The 19,535-nt window shown below is 71.2% G+C and carries 16 protein-coding genes and 1 tRNA gene; 9 read left to right on the top strand and 8 right to left on the bottom strand.

The window, feature by feature from the left end; translation table 11 throughout:
- Positions 1-37: 37 nt before the first annotated feature.
- Genes AC0IW9_RS00460 through AC0IW9_RS00450 form a run of 3 tightly spaced genes read right to left on the bottom strand, consistent with a single transcriptional unit; the run spans position 38 to position 2,761 of the window.
- Entirely contained in the window at positions 38-721 is a 684-nt protein-coding gene (locus AC0IW9_RS00460) for a MarC family protein (protein ID WP_471646232.1), read from the bottom strand.
- A gap of 4 nt (positions 722-725) precedes the next feature.
- Positions 726-1,976, bottom strand: a complete 1,251-nt coding sequence (locus tag AC0IW9_RS00455; protein WP_471646231.1) for an aminopeptidase — start codon at positions 1,974-1,976, stop codon at positions 726-728.
- Positions 1,977-2,017: 41 nt separating this feature from the next.
- The gene (locus tag AC0IW9_RS00450) at positions 2,018-2,761 is read right to left on the bottom strand and encodes an SH3 domain-containing protein (RefSeq protein ID WP_471646230.1); all 744 of its coding nucleotides are present in this window, start codon (positions 2,759-2,761) and stop codon (positions 2,018-2,020) included.
- A gap of 108 nt (positions 2,762-2,869) precedes the next feature.
- Between AC0IW9_RS00450 and AC0IW9_RS00445 the strand changes: the two genes are divergently transcribed.
- Positions 2,870-4,231: a hypothetical protein gene (locus AC0IW9_RS00445; RefSeq protein WP_471646229.1), complete on the top strand. Its 1,362-nt coding sequence runs from the start codon at positions 2,870-2,872 to the stop codon at positions 4,229-4,231.
- Between the two features lie 42 nt (positions 4,232-4,273).
- Here AC0IW9_RS00445 and gltB read toward each other — a convergent pair whose 3' ends face one another.
- From gltB to AC0IW9_RS00430, 3 genes are all read right to left on the bottom strand, one after another.
- Entirely contained in the window at positions 4,274-8,803 is a 4,530-nt protein-coding gene (gltB, locus tag AC0IW9_RS00440; protein WP_471646228.1) for a glutamate synthase large subunit, read from the bottom strand.
- A 5-nt stretch (positions 8,804-8,808) separates the two neighbouring features.
- The gene (locus AC0IW9_RS00435) at positions 8,809-10,248 is read right to left on the bottom strand and encodes an NAD(P)-dependent oxidoreductase (RefSeq protein ID WP_471646227.1); all 1,440 of its coding nucleotides are present in this window, start codon (positions 10,246-10,248) and stop codon (positions 8,809-8,811) included.
- A gap of 216 nt (positions 10,249-10,464) precedes the next feature.
- On the bottom strand, positions 10,465-11,424 hold the full coding sequence (locus tag AC0IW9_RS00430) for a complex I NDUFA9 subunit family protein (protein WP_471646226.1): 960 nt from the start codon (positions 11,422-11,424) through the stop codon (positions 10,465-10,467).
- A gap of 149 nt (positions 11,425-11,573) precedes the next feature.
- Between AC0IW9_RS00430 and AC0IW9_RS00425 the strand changes: the two genes are divergently transcribed.
- The 8 genes from AC0IW9_RS00425 to hpf all read left to right on the top strand — a co-directional run bounded on the left by AC0IW9_RS00425 (position 11,574) and on the right by hpf (position 18,625).
- Positions 11,574-11,660, top strand: a tRNA-Leu gene (locus AC0IW9_RS00425).
- A gap of 115 nt (positions 11,661-11,775) precedes the next feature.
- Complete coding sequence (locus tag AC0IW9_RS00420; protein WP_471646225.1) at positions 11,776-12,780, top strand: 2-hydroxyacid dehydrogenase; 1,005 nt, start codon at positions 11,776-11,778, stop codon at positions 12,778-12,780.
- Positions 12,781-12,928: 148 nt separating this feature from the next.
- Positions 12,929-13,609, top strand: a complete 681-nt coding sequence (locus AC0IW9_RS00415) for a ribonuclease D (protein WP_471646224.1) — start codon at positions 12,929-12,931, stop codon at positions 13,607-13,609.
- A 212-nt stretch (positions 13,610-13,821) separates the two neighbouring features.
- Entirely contained in the window at positions 13,822-14,517 is a 696-nt protein-coding gene (gene lptC / locus AC0IW9_RS00410) for an LPS export ABC transporter periplasmic protein LptC (RefSeq protein WP_471646223.1), read from the top strand.
- Positions 14,514-15,569 carry an LptA/OstA family protein gene (locus tag AC0IW9_RS00405; RefSeq protein ID WP_471646222.1) on the top strand — a complete coding sequence of 352 codons (1,056 nt, stop codon included), beginning with the start codon at positions 14,514-14,516 and terminating at the stop codon, positions 15,567-15,569. Before lptC ends, AC0IW9_RS00405 begins: the two co-directional genes overlap by 4 nt.
- Positions 15,566-16,354, top strand: coding sequence for an LPS export ABC transporter ATP-binding protein (lptB, locus tag AC0IW9_RS00400; RefSeq protein ID WP_471646221.1), 789 nt, complete (start codon positions 15,566-15,568; stop codon positions 16,352-16,354). Before AC0IW9_RS00405 ends, lptB begins: the two co-directional genes overlap by 4 nt.
- Positions 16,355-16,382: 28 nt before the next feature.
- The gene (gene rpoN, locus AC0IW9_RS00395; protein ID WP_471646220.1) at positions 16,383-17,867 is read left to right on the top strand and encodes an RNA polymerase factor sigma-54; all 1,485 of its coding nucleotides are present in this window, start codon (positions 16,383-16,385) and stop codon (positions 17,865-17,867) included.
- A gap of 134 nt (positions 17,868-18,001) precedes the next feature.
- Positions 18,002-18,625: a ribosome hibernation-promoting factor, HPF/YfiA family gene (gene hpf, locus AC0IW9_RS00390; RefSeq protein ID WP_471646219.1), complete on the top strand. Its 624-nt coding sequence runs from the start codon at positions 18,002-18,004 to the stop codon at positions 18,623-18,625.
- A 75-nt stretch (positions 18,626-18,700) separates the two neighbouring features.
- On the opposite strand, the gene AC0IW9_RS00385 is transcribed toward hpf, so the two are convergent.
- Together AC0IW9_RS00385 and AC0IW9_RS00380 are read right to left on the bottom strand one after the other, a co-directional pair.
- Positions 18,701-18,949 carry a DUF1150 family protein gene (locus AC0IW9_RS00385; RefSeq protein WP_471646218.1) on the bottom strand — a complete coding sequence of 83 codons (249 nt, stop codon included), beginning with the start codon at positions 18,947-18,949 and terminating at the stop codon, positions 18,701-18,703.
- An 81-nt stretch (positions 18,950-19,030) separates the two neighbouring features.
- Positions 19,031-19,516 (bottom strand): Hsp20 family protein, encoded by a 486-nt coding sequence (locus AC0IW9_RS00380; protein WP_471646464.1) that lies wholly within the window; start codon positions 19,514-19,516, stop codon positions 19,031-19,033.
- Between the last annotated feature and the right edge of the window lie 19 nt (positions 19,517-19,535).

The following is a 19,535-nucleotide window of genomic DNA, read 5'->3' as shown; positions in this document are numbered from 1 at the left end:
GCCACCCCCCTGCCGGGGGCGGAAGCCGCGTTGGCGATCATTGGCGATGGGCATGGAGTTCCAGCAGCCCGGCCAGCACGTCGGTGACTCCGCTGAGGGTGATCTGGGTGCCGACGCAGAGCATGAGGAAGGCGGCGAGCCGGCTGACGACGCGGGCCCGGGCCTCCCCCAGCAGGCCGGTCACCCGGTCCGCCGAGGCATAGGCGAGCCAGACGAAGGCGGCGACCAGCAGCGCCGCGGCGGAGACGCCGGCGAAGAAGGGCAGCGCCTCCGCCAGCCGGCCGGAGGGGCGGTTGGCGCCGAGGGCGATGGCGACGGAGATGGTGCCGGGCCCGGTGGTGAAGGGCATGGTCAGGGGGAAGAAGGCGACATCCTCCTCCCCCGCCGCGCCCTCGGCCTGTTCCTGCTTGCGCGCCTCGATGCGTTCCGGGGCCGAGAGCAGCGCCCAGGCCCGCGTCGCGACGACCAGCCCGCCGGCGATGCGGAGCGCGGCGAGGCTGACGCCGAAGAACTCCAGCAGGTAGGAGCCGAGCCAGAGCGCGCCCAGCATGACCAGCGCGGCATAGAGCCCGATGCGCCGGGCCAAGGCCAGGCGCTCGGCATGCGAGCGCTCCGCCGTGACCTGGCTGAAGATCAGCGAGGCGCCGATCGGGTTGACGATGGAGAACAGCGCGGAGAAGGCGAGCACGAAGCTCTGCGCCGCCGCGCCGGTATCGATCACCGGGTCAGCCGACCCATTCGCCCTGGCGCATCAGCGGCTCCGCCGTGCCGTCGGCGGCGAGGCCGTCCACATCCGTCTCGGCGGAGCCGATCATCCAGTCGACATGGATGAGGCTGCGGTTGGCGCCGGCGGCGGCGAGCGCGGCCTCGTCCAGGTTCTGGTCGGTGAAGCACTTCGAATAGGCCTGGCCGAGGGCGATGTGGCTGGCGGCATTCTCGTCGAAGAGCGTGTTGTAGAAGAGCAGGCCGCTCTGCGAGATCGGGTTGGAATGCGGGACGAGGGCGACCTCGCCCAGGCGGCGGGCGCCCTCGTCCGTGCCGATCATGCGCTCGAGCACCGACTGGCCGGCGCTGGCGCTGGCCTCGGTGATGACGCCGGCCTCGAAGCGGACGCGGATGTCGCGGATCAGGGTGCCCTGGTAGGCCAGCGGCTTGCTGGCGGCGACCACGCCCTCGGTCATGGCGGCGTGGGGGGTGGTGAAGACTTCCTCGGTCGGGATGTTGGGGTTGCCGGTGATGCCGTTCTTGGCGGTGGAGGAGCCGCCCATCCAGGCATGGCCCTCGGCGAGGCCGACCTTGAGGTCCGTCCCTGGGCCGCGGAAGCGCAGCGCGGCGTAGCGGCGGGCATTCAGCATCCGGCGCTTGGCCATGAGCGTGGCGTTATGCGCCTCCCAGGCAGCGACCGGGTCGGCCTCATCGACGCGGGAGGCGGCGAAGATGGCGTCCCAGAGCCGGGCGACGGCGGCGGCTTCGTCCAGGTCGGGGAAGACGCAGCGGGCCCAGGCGGGGGTGGCATTGGCGACCAGGGTCCAGTTGATGGCGGTCGCGGTGATCAGCTCCAGCGCCGGGCGATAGGCGATGGAGCGGGCGCGGTTGGCGCGGGCGACCTTGGCCGGGTCCTCGGCCGCCAGCAGCGTCGGGTTGTCGCCGACGATGGCGAGGCGGGCGGCACCGTTGCGGAAGGCCTGGGCCATGCCGTCGAAGAGCCAGGCGGGGGCGGCATCGAAGCTCTCGTCCGAGGCCAGGCGGTAGCGGGCCAGGGCGGACTGGTCGTCCGACAGGATGGTGGTGACCAGGCTGGCCCCGGCGCGATAGGCCTGCTCGGTGATGCGGCGGGCGAGCGGCAGGGCCTCGACCGGGGCGGTCATCACCAGCTCCTGCCCCGGGGCGAGGCCGAGGCCGGTGCGGATGGCGAGCATGGCCAGCCGGTCCAGCCGGGCGTCCTGGGTGAGCGTGCTGCGCGGGATGGAATCCATGCGGGGGGGTCTCCTTGGGCGTGACTATCCGCCGGCCGCGCTCAGCGTTCCAGCATGGACTCATGCACCCAGCCGAACGGCTGGTCCTCCCCCACCTGCCGCCAGCCGCCGGGGGCCTCGGCGAAGACCCGCAGCGAGGAGGCGCGGGGGACGATGCGGACCACGGCGCCGCCGCCGGCCGGGCTGCTGCGGATGTTGACGGGGTGGGCGGCGGTGGTGGTGACGGTGCCGGTGGGGCGTGCGGTTGTAGGCGGGGTAGCCGCGGCGGCGGAGGGTGCCGCCGGGGCCGGGGCCGGCGGGGCGGCCGAAAGGGCGCCATCGGCCGGCAGCGGCGGCAGGGCGCGGGCGGCCTGGCCGGGGGTATTGCGCGGGCCGCCGCCGTCGAAGCAGCGGTCGACGCTTTCGATATAGACCCGCGTCGCCTCCATGTTGGAAACGCCGAGGACGAGGTCGGTCCGCACCGCCTTGCCGTCCTTCAGCGTGACGGTGGCGACCCAGGGGATGAAGGGGTCGTTGGCGCCGCCGCCCGGGTTGGTCTGGCCGCAGACCGCCAGCGTCTCCGGCATCTGCTGGCGATAGACCTGCACGGCGCGCAGCCGCAGGTCGCCGACCATGCGGAGGCGGCTGCGGACCTGGTCCTCGGCGGCGCGGCGGGCCTCGGCCAGCGTGGCGGCCTGGGTGGCTTCGGCCTCGGCGGGCTTGGGCGGGTCGTCGCAGGCGGCGAGGCCCAGCAGGGCGGCGAGGGCGAGGGGCAGGTGCCAAGGGGACAGGAAGCAGGGAGACATGCGGCGAGGCATGCGGGAATTGCCCGCGGAATGCCAGCATCCCCGGCGCACATGATTGAGTGACCACGGCCGCGGCCATAAGGTCCGGCCGCGCTGAGGGAGCATGCCATGCCGCGATCGACGGGCCCGGAGGACGGGAGGGTGGAGGCGGCGGTGGCCCAAGGGGAGGCCCAGGCCAAGGCCGCGGCGCCGGGGCTGCGCAGCATCCTCTTCACCCATTGCGAGGATGCGGAGACGCTGGCGCTGCTGCGGCCGGAGGCGGGCGACCTGGCGACCGCGGCGGCGGTGAACCGGGCGGCGGCCGCGGCGATGGCAGCCGCCGGGGTGAAGGTCTTCGTCCAGCGCGGCGACCGGGCGCGCTTCGCCGACTGGATGGAAGGGCGCGACGACCGGCCCGGGGCCTGGCGCGACCGCGGCCGGCTGCTGGCGGGCGGCGAGGCGCTGGCGCTGCTCGGGCTGGACCCGAAGCTGGCGCGGCCCCGCCCCGGCCGGGCCAGCGGCACCCCGGCGGACCGGCTGCTGCGGGCCTTCCTCGGCGAGGATGCGGCCGCATTCGAGGCGGTGGCGCAGGAGGTGCTGGAGGCCGGGCGGGACGGCGCGATCGAGGTGGCGCTGCGCAAGGCCGCCGAGCGCTACGGCGAGGAGGCGGCCGGGGAGCTGGCGGAGGAGCTGCTGCAACTGGCCGAGGGGGCGGCGATCGGCCCCTCCGGCTGGGCCGAGCTGGCGGTACTGCCCTTCGCCCTGCCGGCGGGGCCGCTGCCGGATGCGGCGGCGCTGGGGCGGGGCTTCCTCGGCAGCGGCGCCTTGCCGGACAGCGTGGAGCTGCGGCTGCTGCCGGAATGGCGGCTGGCCGAGGCGGTGGAGGCGCTGGGCCCCGGCGGGCTGCGCCGGGTGCTGCTGGACATGGTCGCCGGACGGCCGCCGGCGGCGCTGCCGCCCGTCGCGGCTCCGGCGCTGGACGAGGACGGCTTCGCCGTGCTGCTGGGGCTGCGGCTCGACTGGGACATCCCGGACTGGGACCAGGTGGCGGCGGAAGGGCTCACCCCCGAGCTGCCCGAGGATGCGCCACTGCCGCCGCCGACGCCGGAGGAGACCGCCCGGGCCGAGGCCTTCGCCCGCTGGCGCGAGGCCATCGTCGAGGCGACGGCGGGCTGCCAGCCGCTCGGGCTGGTGCCGCCCTCCGAGCTGGCGGCGGAGATCGAGGATTTCCTCGCCGGCGAGGAGGAGGCGGCGGATGGGCTGGAGGAGATCCGCGAGTTCGTCGCCATGGCGCAGCGGGAGGTGCCGGGCGAGGAGGTGGTCTGCCGGCCGGAGGTGATCGGCGAGGCGCTGGAGCTTTCCTTGTACACGCGCGCCGGGCGCTTCCTCGACAGCCTGCGGCTGGGGCCGGAGCAGCTGCCGGCGCGGGCGGAGGCGATGCCGGCGGTGATCGCCGGCTTCGTGCCGCTGGTGAAGGATGCGCCGGGGTGAACCAGGCGCCTGGCCGGGGGAGTCCCGGCCAGGCGGTAGGCGCTACTCCGCGGCGACCGCGGCGGTGTCCTGCATCGGCGCGGCCAGGTACTTGGCGTATTCCTTCGGCACGACATGCCAGAAGCGGCCGCGTTCCTGGGCCCAGTCGTTCAGCAGCCGGGCGGCGAGGCGCGAGCCCGTCTCCGCGACATGCCGGGCGAGCAGGGATTGCAGCTCTGCCTCCCAATGGGTGGAGGCGAGGCGGGACCAGAGCAGCGTGTCGGGATTGACCCGGCGCTCGAAGGTATCCTCGGCGTCGTAGAGGAAGGCCATGCCGCCGGTGAAGCCGGCGCCGAAGTTGTCGCCGACCGGGCCGAGGATGACCACCGTGCCGCCGGTCATGTATTCGCAGCCATTGGCGCCGCAGCCCTCGACGACGGCGAGCGCACCCGAGTTGCGGACGGCGAAGCGCTCACCGGCCTGGCCGCCGGCGAAGAGCTCGCCGGCGGTCGCGCCGTAGAGGCAGGTATTGCCGATGATGGTGTTCTCGTTCCAGACCAGCGCCGAGGAGGGCGCCGGGCGGACCACGATGGAGGCGCCCGACAGGCCCTTGCCGACGTAGTCGTTGGCATCGCCCAGCACTTCCAGCTTCAGCCCGCGCACGGCGAAGGCGCCGAGCGACTGGCCGGCGGTGCCGCGCAGCCGCACGGTCAGGTGGCCCGGCTGCAGCCCGGACATGCCGAACTTGCGGGTGATCTTGCTGCTGATCTTCGTGCCGATGGCGCGATGCGTGTTCCGGATGTTGTACTGGAGCTGCATCTTCTCGCCGCGCTCGAACAGCGAGGCCGCGTCGCGGATCATGTCGGCGTCCAAGGTCTCGGGAACCTCGTTGCGGCCTTCCAGGGTGCAGTAGCTGGCATGCGGGCCGGCATCGGCCTGGACCAGCAGCGGGTTGAGGTCGAGGTCGTCGAGATCCTCCGAGCCGCGGCTGACCTGCTTGAGGAGGTCGGTGCGGCCGATGATGTCGGTCAGCTTGCGGACGCCGAGCGAGGCGAGGATCTCCCGCACCTCCTCCGCGACGAAGGAGAAGAGGTTGATCACCTTCTCCGGGGAGCCGGCGAATTTCTGCCGCAGGGTCTCGTCCTGGGTGCAGACGCCGACCGGGCAGGTGTTGGAATGGCACTGGCGGACCATGATGCAGCCCATGGCGACCAGGGACGCCGTGCCGATGCCGAATTCCTCGGCGCCGAGCATGGCGGCGATGACCACGTCGCGGCCGGTCTTGATGCCGCCATCGGTGCGCAGCTTCACCCGGTGCCGCAGCCGGTTGAGCTGGAGCACCTGGTGGGTCTCGGACAGCCCCATCTCCCAGGGCAGGCCGGCATATTTGATGCTGGACTGCGGGCTGGCGCCGGTGCCGCCGGAATGGCCGGAGACCAGGATGGCATCCGCCTTGGCCTTGGCGACGCCGGCGGCGATGGTGCCGATGCCGGAGCGCGACACCAGCTTCACCGTGACGGTCGCATCCGGGTTGATCTGCTTCAGGTCGTAGATGAGCTGGGCGAGATCCTCGATCGAGTAGATGTCGTGGTGCGGCGGCGGGCTGATGAGGGTCACGCCGGGGGTGCTGTGGCGGAGCTTGGCGATGAGCCCGCTGACCTTGAAGCCGGGGAGCTGGCCGCCCTCGCCGGGCTTGGCGCCCTGCGCGACCTTGATCTCGATCTCCTTGCAGGCGTTCAGGTATTCGGCGGTGACGCCGAAGCGGCCGGAGGCGATCTGCTTGATGGCGCTATTGGCGTTGTCGCCATTGGCGCGCGGGGTGGCCCGGGCCGGGTCCTCGCCCCCTTCCCCGCTGTCGGACTTGGCGCCGATGCGGTTCATGGCGATGGACAGCGTCTCATGCGCCTCCGGGCTCAGCGCGCCGAGGGAGATGCCGGGGGCGACCAGGCGCTTGCGGATCTCGGTGATGCTGTCCACTTCCTCGAGCGGCACCGGGGTGCGGCCTTCGGTGCGGAAATCGAGCAGGTCCCGCAGGGCGACGGGCGCCTGGCGGCGGACGGCCTCGGAGTAGCGCTTGAACTTGGTGTAGCTGTCGGTCTCGACCGCATCCTGCAGCGTATGGATCAGCCCGCCGTCGAAGGCATGGCTCTCGCCGCGCAGCCGCCGCTTGTAGAGGCCACCGACCGGCAGGGTGATGACATCGGCATCCCAGGCGCGGGCATGCAGCGCCAGCACCCGGCGGGCGATGCCCTGCAACCCGATGCCGGAGATGCGGCTCGGCACGCCAGGGAAGAATTCGGCGACGAGCGCGCGGGAGAGGCCGATGGCCTCGAAATTCATCCCCCCGCGATAGCTGCTGATGACCGAGATGCCCATCTTGGACATCACCTTCAGCAGGCCCTTGTCCACCGCCTTCTTGTAGTGGGCGACGCAGTCCTTCAGCGCGGTATCGCCGAAGAGCCCGCGGCGCTGGCGGTCGGCGATGCTTTCCTGCGCGAGATAGGCATTCACCGTGGTCGCGCCGGCGCCGATCAGCACCGCGACGTAATGCACGTCGAGGCATTCGGCCGAGCGGATGTTGAGGCTGGTGAAGGTCCGCAGCGAATGCTTCACCAGATGCGTATGCACGCCGCCGACCGCGAGGATCATCGGGATCGGCGCGCGGGCGGCGGCCTGGTGCTCATCGGTCAGGATGATATGGGCGCAGCCGGAGCGCACGCCTTCCTCCGCCTCGCGCCGGATGCGGTCGATGGCGCGGCGCAGGCCGGCCTCGCCCTCGGCGACCGGGAAGGTGCAGTCCACCTCGCAGGCGGTCGCGCCCATGTACTGGCGCATGGCGGCGAATTCGCTGTTCGACAGCACCGGGCTGTCGAGCATCAGCATGTCGCACTGGGTCGGGTCCTCGTCGAGGATGTTCCCGAGGTTGCCGAGCCGGGTCTTGAGCGTCATCACCCGCGTCTCACGCAGGCTGTCGATCGGCGGGTTGGTGACCTGGCTGAAGGTCTGGCGGAAATAGTGGTGCAACCCGCGGTACTGGCCCGAGAGCACGGCGATGGGCGTGTCGTCACCCATGCTGCCGACCGCCTCGGCGCTGTCCTCGACCATCGGGTGGAGGATGGTCTCGAGTTCTTCCAACGTATAGCCGACGGCGAGCTGGCGGCGGCGCAGTTCCTCGTTGCGCAGCAGCTCGGGCTCGCTGCTGTCGGCGCGGACGATCTCGTCGATGCGGGTGGTGCGCTCGGTCCACTTGCCGAAGGGGTGGCGGGCCGAGAGCGCGTCCTTCAGCGCGGCATCGCCGTAGAAGCTGCCGGTCGCCAGATCCACGCCGATGCACTGGCCGGGGCCGACGCGGCCCTTGGCGACGACCGCATCCTCCGCGACCTTCACCATGCCGGTCTCGGAGCCGACGATGAGCAGACCGTCGATGGTCTGCGTGTAGCGCAGCGGGCGGAGGCCGTTGCGGTCGAGGCCGGCGATGACCCAGCGGCCATCGGTCGCGGCGATGGCGGCGGGCCCGTCCCAGGGCTCCATCACCGCGTTGCAGTAGAGGAAGAGGTCGCGATGGGCCTGCGGCATGGTCGCATTGGCGCCGATGCTTTCCGGGATCAGCATCGACTTGGCCATGGGCGCGTCGCGGCCGCCGCGGACCAGCAACTCGAAGACATTGTCGAGCGTCGCGGTATCCGAGCCGCCGGCCTGGACCACCGGCTTGATGTCCTCGAGATGGGCATCGAGCAGCGGATGCGACAGCCGGGTCTCGTGGCTCTTCATCCAATTGGCGTTGCCGTGCAGCGTGTTGATCTCGCCGTTGTGGGCGAGCATCCGGAAGGGCTGCGCCAGCTTCCAGGTAGGGAAGGTATTGGTGCTGTAGCGCTGGTGGTAGATGGCGAAGCGGGAGGTGAAGCGGGTGTCGAGCAGGTCGGGATAGAAGACCGAGAGGCTCTCGGCCAGGAACATGCCCTTGTAGATCAGCGAGCGGCACGACAGCGAACAGAGATACAGCTCGCTGATCTGCGCGGCGATCGCCTGCTTCTCGATCTTGCGGCGGATGACGTAGAGGTCGCGCTCGTAGATCGCCTCGTCGCGCAGCTCCGGGTCGTAGATCAGGATCTGCTCGATCTCGGGGCGGGTCGCATTGGCCTTCTCGCCGATGCAGGCGACGTCGATCGGCACCTGGCGCCAGGAATAGATGGCATAGCCGGCGGCGAGGATCTCGGTCTCGACGATCTGGCGGCAGCGTTCCTGGGCGCCGAAATCGGTCTTCGGCAGGAAGACCATGCCGACGGCGATGCGGCCCGGGCGCAGCCGGTCGCCGCCGCGCTGGACGACCTCGGCGAAGAAGTCCTGCGGGATCTCGATGTGGATGCCGGCGCCGTCGCCGGTCTTGCCATCGGCATCGACGGCGCCGCGGTGCCAGACCGCCTTCAGCGCATCGATGCCGGCCTGGACGACTTGGCGGGAGGCCTTGCCGTTGATGGCGGCGACGAGGCCGACGCCGCAGGCATCGTGCTCGGTGGTGTCGACATGGGCCTCGGTCAGGGTGGCGAGGTTGGCGCGGTAGCCGTCGATGAATTCGCTGCCGGATTCGGTCATGGGGATCACTCCGCCGCTACGGCGAGGGTGCTCGCCTTGGACTTGACGTAGGCATCGATCTGGTCGGCGGCGTCGCGGCCATCGCGGATGGCCCAGACGACGAGGGAGGCGCCGCGGACGATGTCGCCGCCGGCGAAGACGCCGGGCAGGCTGGTCATCATGGTGCGCTGGTGCACCTTCAGCGTGCCCCAGCGGGTGACGGCGAGGTCGGGTTCGCCGAACATCGCCGGCTGGTCCTCGGGGTCGAAGCCGAGCGCCTTGATGGCGAGGTCGCAGGGGATGGTGAAGCCGCTGCCGGGGATGGTGGCGACCTGCTGCCGGCCGGTCGCATCCGGCAGGCCGAGGTGCATGCGGCTGGCGCGGACACCCTCGACCTTGCCGTCGCCCACGAATGCTTCGGGCGCGGCGAGCCAGGTGAATTCCACCCCCTCCTCCTCGGCGTTCTTCACCTCCCGCATGGAGCCGGGCATGTTCGCCTTGTCCCGCCGATAGAGGCAGGTGACGGCGGTGGCGCCCTGGCGGATGGCGGTGCGGACGCAATCCATCGCGGTATCGCCGCCGCCGATGACGACGACGCGCTTGTCCTTGGCATCCAGCGCGCCGGAGGCGAAGTCCGGCACGGCGTCGCCGAGGTTGTCGCGGTTGGAGGCGGTGAGGTAGTCGAGCGCCGGGACGATGCCGCTCAGGTCGTTGCCCGGGGTGGCGATGTCGCGGGCCTTGTAGACGCCGGTGGCGATGAAGACCGCATCGTGGCGGGCGCGGAGCTCGGCCATGGTGATGTCGGTGCCGATGGCGACGTTCAGGTGGAAGTGGATGCCGCCCGCCTCATACTGCTGCCAGCGGCGGAGCACGACCTCCTTCTCCAGCTTGAAGTTCGGGATGCCGTAGATCATCAGCCCGCCGACCCGGTCGTAGCGGTCGTAGACGTGGATCTGGTAGCCGCGGCCGCGCAGCCGCTCGGCGACCGCGAGGCCGGCCGGGCCGGCGCCGATGATGCCGATGCTCTGGGCCAGTTCCTGCCGCGGCGACGGCGGTTTGACCCAGCCGTTCTCCCAGGCGGTATCGGTGATGTATTTCTCGACCGCGCCGATGGTGACGCTCTCGAAGCCCTTCTCGATGACGCAATTGCCCTCGCAGAGCCGGTCCTGCGGGCAGATGCGGCCGCAGATCTCGGGCAGGGTATTGGTCGCGGCGGCGACTTCGTAGGCTTCCTCGAGCCGGCCCTCGGCGGTGAGCTTCAACCAGTCCGGGATGTTGTTGTTCAGCGGGCAATGCACCGAGCAGAAGGGCACGCCGCATTGGCTGCAGCGGCTGGCCTGCTCGGCGGCGGCGCCGGCGGCGAATTCGCGGTAGATCTCGCCGAAATCCTCGCGCCGGGCGGAGACGGGGCGCTTTTCCGGCGGTGCCTGATGGAGGCGGACGAATTGCAGCATGCGTTCGGCCATGGCCGGGGTCCCCGCTCTCTGATCCGGGGCGATGGGCGCGCGCTGCGCCGCAGCCGCCGGGGCTGACATCTGAGGCGCAGCATTACGACCCGTGAGCGGGGGATGCGAGTCTTTTTTGGCCAATAGGTCAGATTGAGTGACCTATATTCCGCTGCTCGACCCGCCGAGGTAAGGACCCATTAGCTTCCAGTGAGCCAATAGGTCCGATTCGGACATTCAGCCGGCGAACTGCGGCCGGCGGCCCCCGCCGGTGCGGAAGCGCCGGAGATAGCCGGGCACCACCGATTCCACCGACTTCGGCGTGATGCCGAGATCGGCCAGGCCGAGGGCGCCGCCGGCGACCACGTTGTCCTTCTGCAGCATGAGGAGCTGGTCCTCGGTCAGCGGCGGGTTGGGCAGCAGCTTGCCGATGGCGATCTGCAGCTTCACCAGCGGGCCGGGCATGTCGACCAGCGGGCGGTGGTGGCCGGTGGTATCCAGGATGAAGCGCAGCAGCTCGCGGAAGCTCTGCACCCGGGGGCCGCCCAGCTCATAGGTCTTCCCGGCCGCATCCTCCCGCGTCGCGGCGGCGATGACGGCATCGGCCACGTCGCCGACATAGACCGGCTGGAAGCGGCTGGCGCCGGCCACTACCGGCATGACGGGCAGCATCCGGGCAAGGCCGGCGAAGCGGTTGAAGAACTGGTCCTCCGGCCCGAAGACGATGGAGGGGCGGAGGATGGTCGCGGTCGGGAAGGCCTCCCGCACCGCGGCCTCGCCGGCGGCCTTGGTCTTGCCGTAGCGGCTCGGGCTGGCCGGGTCGGCGCCGATGGCCGAGAGCTGGATGAAATGCTCGACCCCCGCGGCGGCGGCGAGGCGGGCGAGGCGGCCGGCGCCCTCGGCCTGGATGCGCTGGAAATCGCCGGCCTTCGATTCGTGCAGGATGCCGACCAGGTTCACCACGAGGTCGGCGCCGGCGATGGCGCGGGCGCAGGCGCCCTCATCCCCCAGGCTGGCGGCGAGCGGCACGATCTGGCCGACGCTGCCCTGGGTCTGCAGGAAGCGGGCCCCGGCCGGGTTGCGCCCGGCGACGCGCACGACGAAGCCGCGGGCGGCCAGGCGTTGGACCACGTAGCGGCCGATGAAGCCGGCGCCGCCGAAGACCGTGGCGACGCGGCGGGTATTGAGTTGGCGCATGGGGAGGGCTCCGGGTGCAGGCGGGCGGACCATATGGCGGCCAGGATGTAGCACCAAGCGTGGAAGCTGAAAGGGGCGCTTGACGGCCGCGGCTGGGCCCTCTATCAGGCCGCTCCCGGCGACGAGTTACGCCGCGGGCCGCGACCTTTGCCCAGGTGGTGGAATTGGTAGACGCGCTGGCTTCAGGTGCCAGTAACCGCAAGGTTGTGAAGGTTCGAGTCCTTTCCTGGGCACCACGGTTGACGGCGACCCGATGCGGGTCGCGGCGGCCAATCCTCCCTCCCCTTCGCCATCGTGCCGACCGTGCCTTAGAATGCCCTTCGGGGTCATGGCCAGGGACGGGTATCGCCGATGGATGTCGTGGTCTTCAGCAGTAAATCCTACGACCGGGAATTCCTCGGCGCCGCGGCGGGGCCGCATCGGCTGCGCTTCCTCGACCCGCGGCTGACCGCCGAGACCGCGGTGCTGGCGCGGGGCGCCGGCGCGGTCTGCGCCTTCGTGAACGACCAGGTGGATGCGGCGGTGCTGGGCGAATTCGCAGCCCTCGGCATCGGGCTGGTCGCGCTGCGCTCGGCCGGGTTCAACAACGTGGATCTGGCGGCGGCGCGGCGGCTCGGCATCGCGGTCGCGCATGTGCCGGCCTATTCGCCGGATGCGGTGGCGGAACATACGGTGGCGATGATCCTGGCGCTGAACCGCCAGATCCACCGCGCCTGGGCGCGGGTGCGGGAGGGGAATTTCGCGCTCGACGGGCTGCTGGGCTTCAACCTGCGGGGGCGGGTGGTCGGCGTCGTCGGCACCGGGCAGATCGGCGCGGCGGTCTGCCGCATCATGCTCGGCTTCGGCTGCAGCATCCTGGCGCATGACCCGGCGCCGGATGCGGCGCTGGCAGGGCTCGGCGTGCGCTACCTGCCGCTGCCGGAGGTGCTGGGGCTGGCGGATATCCTGACGCTGCATTGCCCGCTGACGCCGGCGACGCGGCACCTGATCGATGCGGCGGCGATCGCCCGGATGCGGCGCGGGGCGATGCTGGTGAATACCAGCCGCGGCGCCATCGTCGATACCGCGGCGGTGATCGCCGGGCTGAAGGACGGCACGATCGGGCACCTCGGCCTGGATGTGTATGAGGAGGAGGCCGGGCTGTTCTTCGAGGACATGTCGGACCAGGTGATCCGCGACGATGTCTTCGCCCGGCTGCTGACCTTCCCCAACGTGCTGGTGACCGGCCACCAGGGCTTCTTCACGGCGGAGGCGCTGGGCGCCATCGCCGCGACGACCATGGCCAATCTTTCCGCCTTCGAGGCGACCGGGCGGCCGCTGCATGCGGTGCCGGGCAGCCAGGGCGTGATCGTCTGAGGTGGCAACACCGAAAGGCGTGAATCGCGCGACAGAACAATAGCCATCCCATGCCGGGCGTTGCCATGGCGGCAGCGGGCGTCTACCAGACTGCGGTTCCGCGACGGCGGCCCCTCGCCACCTCCTGTCCCGCGAAGGGGATCGTCACTTGGGGACCACCCTTTTCGCCCGGCCCAACCGTGGCGCCGCAGCAAGGACCCGCACCGTGATCAGCCTGCACCGGCATGACCTGCCCGATGGCCTCGACCTGGGACCGGTGGTGGCGATCGATACCGAGACCATGGGCCTCAACCCGCATCGCGACCGGCTCTGCCTGGTGCAGCTCTCCGCCGGCGACGGCCATGCGCATTGCGTGCAGATCGTGCCGGAGCGCCTCGGCGGGCATGGGGCGGATTGCCCGAACCTGAAGCGGATGCTGGCCGATGCCGGCACCACCAAGCTGTTCCACTTCGCCCGCTTCGACTGCGCCGCGCTGTACAATGCCCTCGGCGTGACGGTGGCGCCGGTGATCTGCACCAAGGTTGCGGCCAAGCTGGTGCGGACCTTCACCGACCGGCATGGGCTGCAGGTGCTCTGCAAGGAGCTGCTCGGGGTCGAGATCTCGAAGCAGCAGCAATCCTCGGACTGGGGCGCGCCGGAGCTGAGCCCGGAGCAGCTCGCCTATGCCGCCTCCGACGTGCTGCACCTGCATGCGCTCTGGGCCCGGCTGGAGGGGCTGCTGCGGCGCGAGGGGCGGCTGGAGCTGGCGGAGGCCTGCTTCCGATTCCTGCCGACGCGGGGCGCGCTGGACCTTCTGGGCTATGCCGATCCGGACATCTTCGCGCATTGAGCGAATGGCGGAGCGTTCCGGAGGGGCAAGGAAATCATGGCTTGTCAAGCCTTCCGGCGGCTCTGGCATGATTCTTGTCCAAGCGGCCTCCGGCGCGTTGACCCCCGGGCCGGGCACGCCCATAGAAGGGGCGTGAGCATCCATCCTTCCTGCCGTGCCGACCGGAGCGGGGCCCGATCCCGGACCCCCTTGGGGACGCCGTCCTGTCCGTGATGGCCCAGCAATCCCCCCCTGGCCGGCCGGGTCCGGCCCAGCCCATGGTCGCCTCCGGCCGGCAGATGCTGCCGCTGTCGCGCGAGCGGCGCGGGCTGAGCCGCGGCCAGCTGGCGCGGCGGCGCTTCGCCGTGCGCTGGACCAAGCGGCTGCTGCCGGCGCTGGCCCTGGCGCTGCTGGCCACCGTGGCCTTCTGGCCGGAGATCGAGGGCAATGAGGACCGGTCCCGCGTGAGCTTCCGCCGCACCGTGCAGCCGCGGGCCGAGGGCCTGCGGGTGGTCAATCCACGCTACCAGGGGGTGGACGAGCTGAACCGGCCCTTCACCATCACCGCCGATGCGGGGCAGCAGCCCGGCGCCGCCCAGATCCTCGACCTGGAGGAGCCGCGCGGCGACCTGCTGATGACCGATGGCTCCTGGGTCTATGTGCAGGCGCGGACCGGCCGCTTCGACCGGCCGGCCAATCATCTCGACCTGGCGGGGGATGTGACGATCTATCACGACAACGGGCTGATGCTGCTGACCGAGAGCGCGGCGGTGCAGATGGATGCCGGCAGCGCCAGCGGGGATGACCCGGTGGCGGCGCAGGGCGGCTTCGGGACGCTGACCTCGGAAGGCTTCCGCCTGACCGAGCGCGGCGCGGTGGTGGTCTTCACCGGCCGGGCCCATGCGGTGCTGGAAGGCGGCCGGCGATGAGGCGGCTGCTGCTCGCCGGCGTCTTCGGGCTGGCCGCCCTCGGGCTGCAGGCCCCGGGGCATGCGCAAGGCATCGACATGTCCCAGGGCGGGCCGGTGGATGTCACCGCCTCGGACGGGATCGAATGGCGGCAGGCCGAGCAGGTGGTGATCGCGCGCGGCAATGCGCGGGCCATCCGCGGCGCGGTGACGGTCGATTCGGACCGGCTGATGGCGCGCTACCGGCCGCAGGCGCGGGCCGGCGGGGCGGCGCCCCAGGGGACGACCCAGGCCCCCACCCCGGCCGCCGCCCCGGCGGCCACCCCGCCCGGCGCCGCGCCCGACCAGACGCTGAGCGGCGGCAGCGAGATCTGGCGGCTGGAGGCGGAGGGGCATGTCCGCATCACCTCCGCCACCGATGTCGCCCGCGGCGACCGCGCCGTCTACGACATCGACCAGGCGGTGCTGGTGCTGACCGGGCGCGACCTGTCGCTGACCACGGCGCAGCAGGTGATCACCGCGACCGACAGCCTGGAGTATTGGTCCGCCCGCAAGATGGCGGTCGCCCGCGGCAATGCCGTGGTGGTGGACAATGCCGAGGGGCGGCGGATCACCGCGGATACGCTGGTCTCCTACTTCCTCGACGGACCGGGCAGCGCGCCCTCCGCGCCGCGGCCGGCCGCAGCCCCGGGTCCGGGCGGTCGGGAGCCGCCCGGCTCGGGCAAGCTCGACCGGGTCGAGGCCTTCGGCAATGTCGAGATCCGCACCCCGACCGATGTCGTGCGCGGGTCCCGCGGCGTCTACAGCGCGGCGACCGGCATGGCCCGGCTGCTGGGCGACGTGCGGATCACCCGCGGCGACAACCAGATCAATGGCCAGGAAGCCATCGTCAACATGCGGACGGGCGTGGCACGGCTGGTCTCGACCCCCGGCGCCCGGGTGCAGGGGCTGATCCTGCCGAACCAGAACCCGGAGCAGCAGGGGGGCCAGGCCCCCGGCACGCCCGGTGGCAGGCCCGGTGGCACGCCCGGGGGCGCGACCCAACCCGCGACGCCGGAGCGCCGTAGCCGATGAACGACCAATCGCCCCTCGCCACGCCCTCCCCCGGCTCCCCGCCGCTGCGCACCATCGAGGGCGAGGGCGGGCTGGTCGCGGTCGGCCTCGGCAAGCGCTACCGCAAGCGGCCGGTGGTGCGGAACGTCTCGATCAACCTGAAGCGCGGCGAGGCGGTCGGGCTGCTCGGGCCGAATGGCGCGGGCAAGACCACGACCTTCTACATGATCACCGGGCTGGTGCAGCCGGACGAGGGCCGGGTGGTCATGGACGGCCACGACGTCACCACCCTGCCGATGTACCGCCGGGCGCGGCTCGGCCTGGGCTACCTGCCGCAGGAGGCCTCGATCTTCCGCGGGCTGAGCGTGGAGGACAATATCCGCGCGGCGCTGGAGGTGGTGGAGCCGGAGCGCGACCGGCGCGAGCAGATGCTGGACGAGCTGCTGGCCGAATTCGGCATCGCCCATCTGCGCCGGGCGCCGGCGCTGGCGCTCTCGGGCGGCGAGCGGCGGCGTTGCGAGATCGCCCGGGCGCTGGCGACGCACCCGAGCTACATCCTGCTGGACGAGCCGCTGGCCGGCATCGACCCGATCGCCGTCGGCGAGATCCGCGACCTGGTGAAGCACCTGAAGAACCGCGGCATCGGCGTGCTGATCACCGACCACAACGTGCGCGAGACGCTGGAGATCATCGACCGGGCCTATATCCTGCACGACGGCCAGGTGCTGATGGAGGGGCTGCCGCACGACATCGTGGCGCATGAGGGCGTGCGCCGGGTCTACCTCGGCGAGCGATTCAGTTTGTGACCACCTGCCGGGCTGAGGCCTTCTAGCCATGAGCATGGCGCCGCGCCTCGACCTGCGGCAATCGCAGTCGCTGGTGATGACGCCGCAATTGCGGCAGGCGATCAAGCTGCTGCAATCCTCCAACCTCGAGGTCACCGCCTTCGTCGAGGAGGAGCTGGAACGCAACCCGCTGCTGGAACGCGACGACCGCGTGCTGGCCGGGCCGGACGACGGGCACCGGGTCGATACCGCGCCCCGCGTCGAGGAAGGCGCCGACAGCCATGCGGTGGCGATGTCGGACACCCTGCCGGCCGAGGGCGCGGCGCCGCTCGATGCGGATTTCGAGAATGTCTACGACCAGGGCGGCGGCTACGAGACGCCCTATGGCAAGGGCGGCCGGGCGGATTTCGGCGAGGACCTCTCGGGCGTCGACGACCTCGCGGCGCATGGCCATACCCTGCGGGAGCATCTCGGCGAGCAGGCGCGGCTGACCTTCCAGTCCCCGCGCGAGCGGCTGATCGCGGCCCAAATTCTTGCCCTGGTCGATGCCGCCGGGCGGCTGCCGGTGGAGGATGCCCAGCTCGCCGCCGCCATGGGCTGCGCGGTGGAGGTGGTGGCGGCGGTCCGCCGGCGGATGCAGCGCTTCGACCCGGTCGGCATGTTCTGCCGCAACCTGGCGGAATGCCTCGCGGTCCAGCTCGCCGAGAAGAACCGGCTGGACCCGGCGATGCAGACGCTGCTGGACAACCTCGATCTGCTGGCGCGGCGCGACCGGGCCGGGCTGATGGTGCTCTGCGGCGTCGATGCCGAGGACCTCGGCGACATGATCGCCGAGATCAGGCGGCTGGACCCGAAGCCGGGCGCCAGCTTCGACCAGTTGCCGGCGCCGGCGCTGGTGCCGGACGTGCTGATGCGCCGCGCGCCCGACGGCGGCTGGATCCTGGAGCTGAACCCGGAGACGCTGCCCCGCGTGCTGGTCAACCGCGGCTTCCACGCGAAGTGCCAGGTCGGCGCCCGCAGCAAGGACGACAAGGCCTTCCTGGCGGAGAAGCTGCAGAGCGCGAATTGGCTGCTGAAGAGCCTCGAGCAGCGCGCCAATACCATCCTGAAGGTCGCCGGCGAGATCGTCCGCCGCCAGGACGGCTTCTTTCGGCACGGCGTGGAATACCTGCGGCCGCTGATCCTGCGCGACGTGGCGGAGGAGGTGCAGATGCATGAGAGCACCGTCTCCCGCGTCACCGCCAACAAGTACATCTCGACGCCGCGCGGCACCTTCGAGCTGAAGTACTTCTTCACCACCGCCATCGCCGGGACCATGGGCGGCGAGTCCCACAGCGCCGAGGCGGTGCGGCACCGCATCCGCGGAATGATCGACCAGGAGGGGCCGGAGGCGGTGCTCTCGGATGATGCGATCGTGGAGCGGCTGCGGCAGGAAGGCGTGGACATCGCCCGGCGAACGGTGGCCAAATACCGGGAGGCGCTGCGCATCCCATCGTCCGTGCAGCGCAAGCGGGAGAAGGCCGTCCCGGCCTGACCCTGCCGATGGGCGGCCATCGACCCATCGGCATGTGACCCTGCGGCGCAAGCCGGGGGGGCCGCGCCCCCCAGGGTTTGCCGCCGGTCCGCCGGGCGGCCCCTTCCGGTTTACCGGGAAGGAGGTCTGTCCACATGCACATCACTGTCGCGGGCAAGCAGGTCGAGACCGGCGAGGCGCTGAAGACGCACGTCAGGGAGGGTCTCACGACGATTGCCCGCAAGTATTTCGACCATGCACTGGAAGCGAACGTGACCTTCCGGCGCGACGCGAAGGGCCGGATGGGGGCCTTCTTCGCCTGCGACATCAACCTGAAGGCTGGCAAGAACCTCTTCATGCGGGGCGAGGGCGAGGGCGTCGATGCCCACAAGGCCTTCGAGGTCGCCGCCGAGCATGTCGCCAAGCGGCTGCGGCGCTACCGCCGGCGGGTGAACGACCATGCCCGGAGCCTGGCCGAGGAACGGCCGGATGCCGCCGAGGCGGCGACCCAATACGTGCTGGAGGCAGAGCCCGAGGAGGAGACGCGCGAGGCCGGCCCCGGCGAGCCGGAGGCGGAGCAGCCCGAGACCGGGCATAGCGCCATCATCGCCGAGCAACCCAGCTTCATCGCCCGGCTGACGGTGCGGGAGGCGGTGATGCGGCTGGACCTGACGCATCAGCCGGTGCTGATGTTCCGCAACAGCGGCTCCGGCGCGCTGGCGGTGGTCTACCGGCGGCCGGATGGCTGCGTGGGCTGGATCGATTCCAACCCGGGCTGAGCGAGCAAGGGGTCGGGGCGCGAGGCGCCCCGGCTTCCCGCCGGGCGCCCTGGGGCACCCGGCGGGACCGCAGCCTCAATGCACCAGGACGGCGGCCAGCTCGTGCTGCTCGATGGCGGCGATGGCCGATTCGGCGTTCGGGGCGGCGCCGATGGGGGTGCCATCCGCGGCATGGATGGAGATGGCGGCGACGCCGTTCACCACCACGGGGCGGATATAGGCGATCTGCTGGACGCCGAAGCGCGCCCAATCGGCCACCGAGATGTGGCGCAGGGCGAAGCTCGCGGGAGCGGCGTCGGTCGGGACATCATGCTTGTTCATCATAATCTCTCCTGATTGGCATGGCCGGATGGCCCATGCGGTTGGGGCGCCCTGCGGCATCTGCCGCGATCGGCACGCCCGGCATCAGCCGCGGTTGGCACGCCCCTCGACGATCGGCAGCGGGGCGACGTTGGCAGTCATCTCCCGGGTCGGACCCCGCGCCGAAGCCGGCGGGACGGGGTGGCGGGCCGGGTTGCCGTTGATGGGGATGCTGCGCACCCGCACCTCCGGCTGGGGCCGCTGCAGATCGACATGCAGCAGGCCGTTGTCGAGCCAGGCGCCTTCCACCTCGATCCCCTCGGCGAGCACGAAGGCTCGCTGGAACTGGCGGGCGGCGATGCCGCGGTGGAGGAAGATCCGGCCTTCCGCATCATCCCTCTGGCGGCCGCGGATCACGAGCTGGTTGTCCTCCTGCGTGATCTGCAGGTCGTCCATCGAGAAGCCGGCGACGGCCAGGCTGATGCGCAGCCGGTTCTCGGTGGTCTGCTCGATGTTGTAGGGCGGATAGCCATCCGAATTCTTGGCGACCCGGTCGAGCATCTGTTCCAGATGGTCGAAGCCGAGGAACAGCGGAGAGCCGAAAACGGAT

This window comes from Belnapia sp. AC561 (assembly GCF_979252845.1).
The sequence above is the reverse complement of the archived record's forward strand: the minus strand, read 5'-3'. Positions and strand labels throughout refer to the sequence as shown.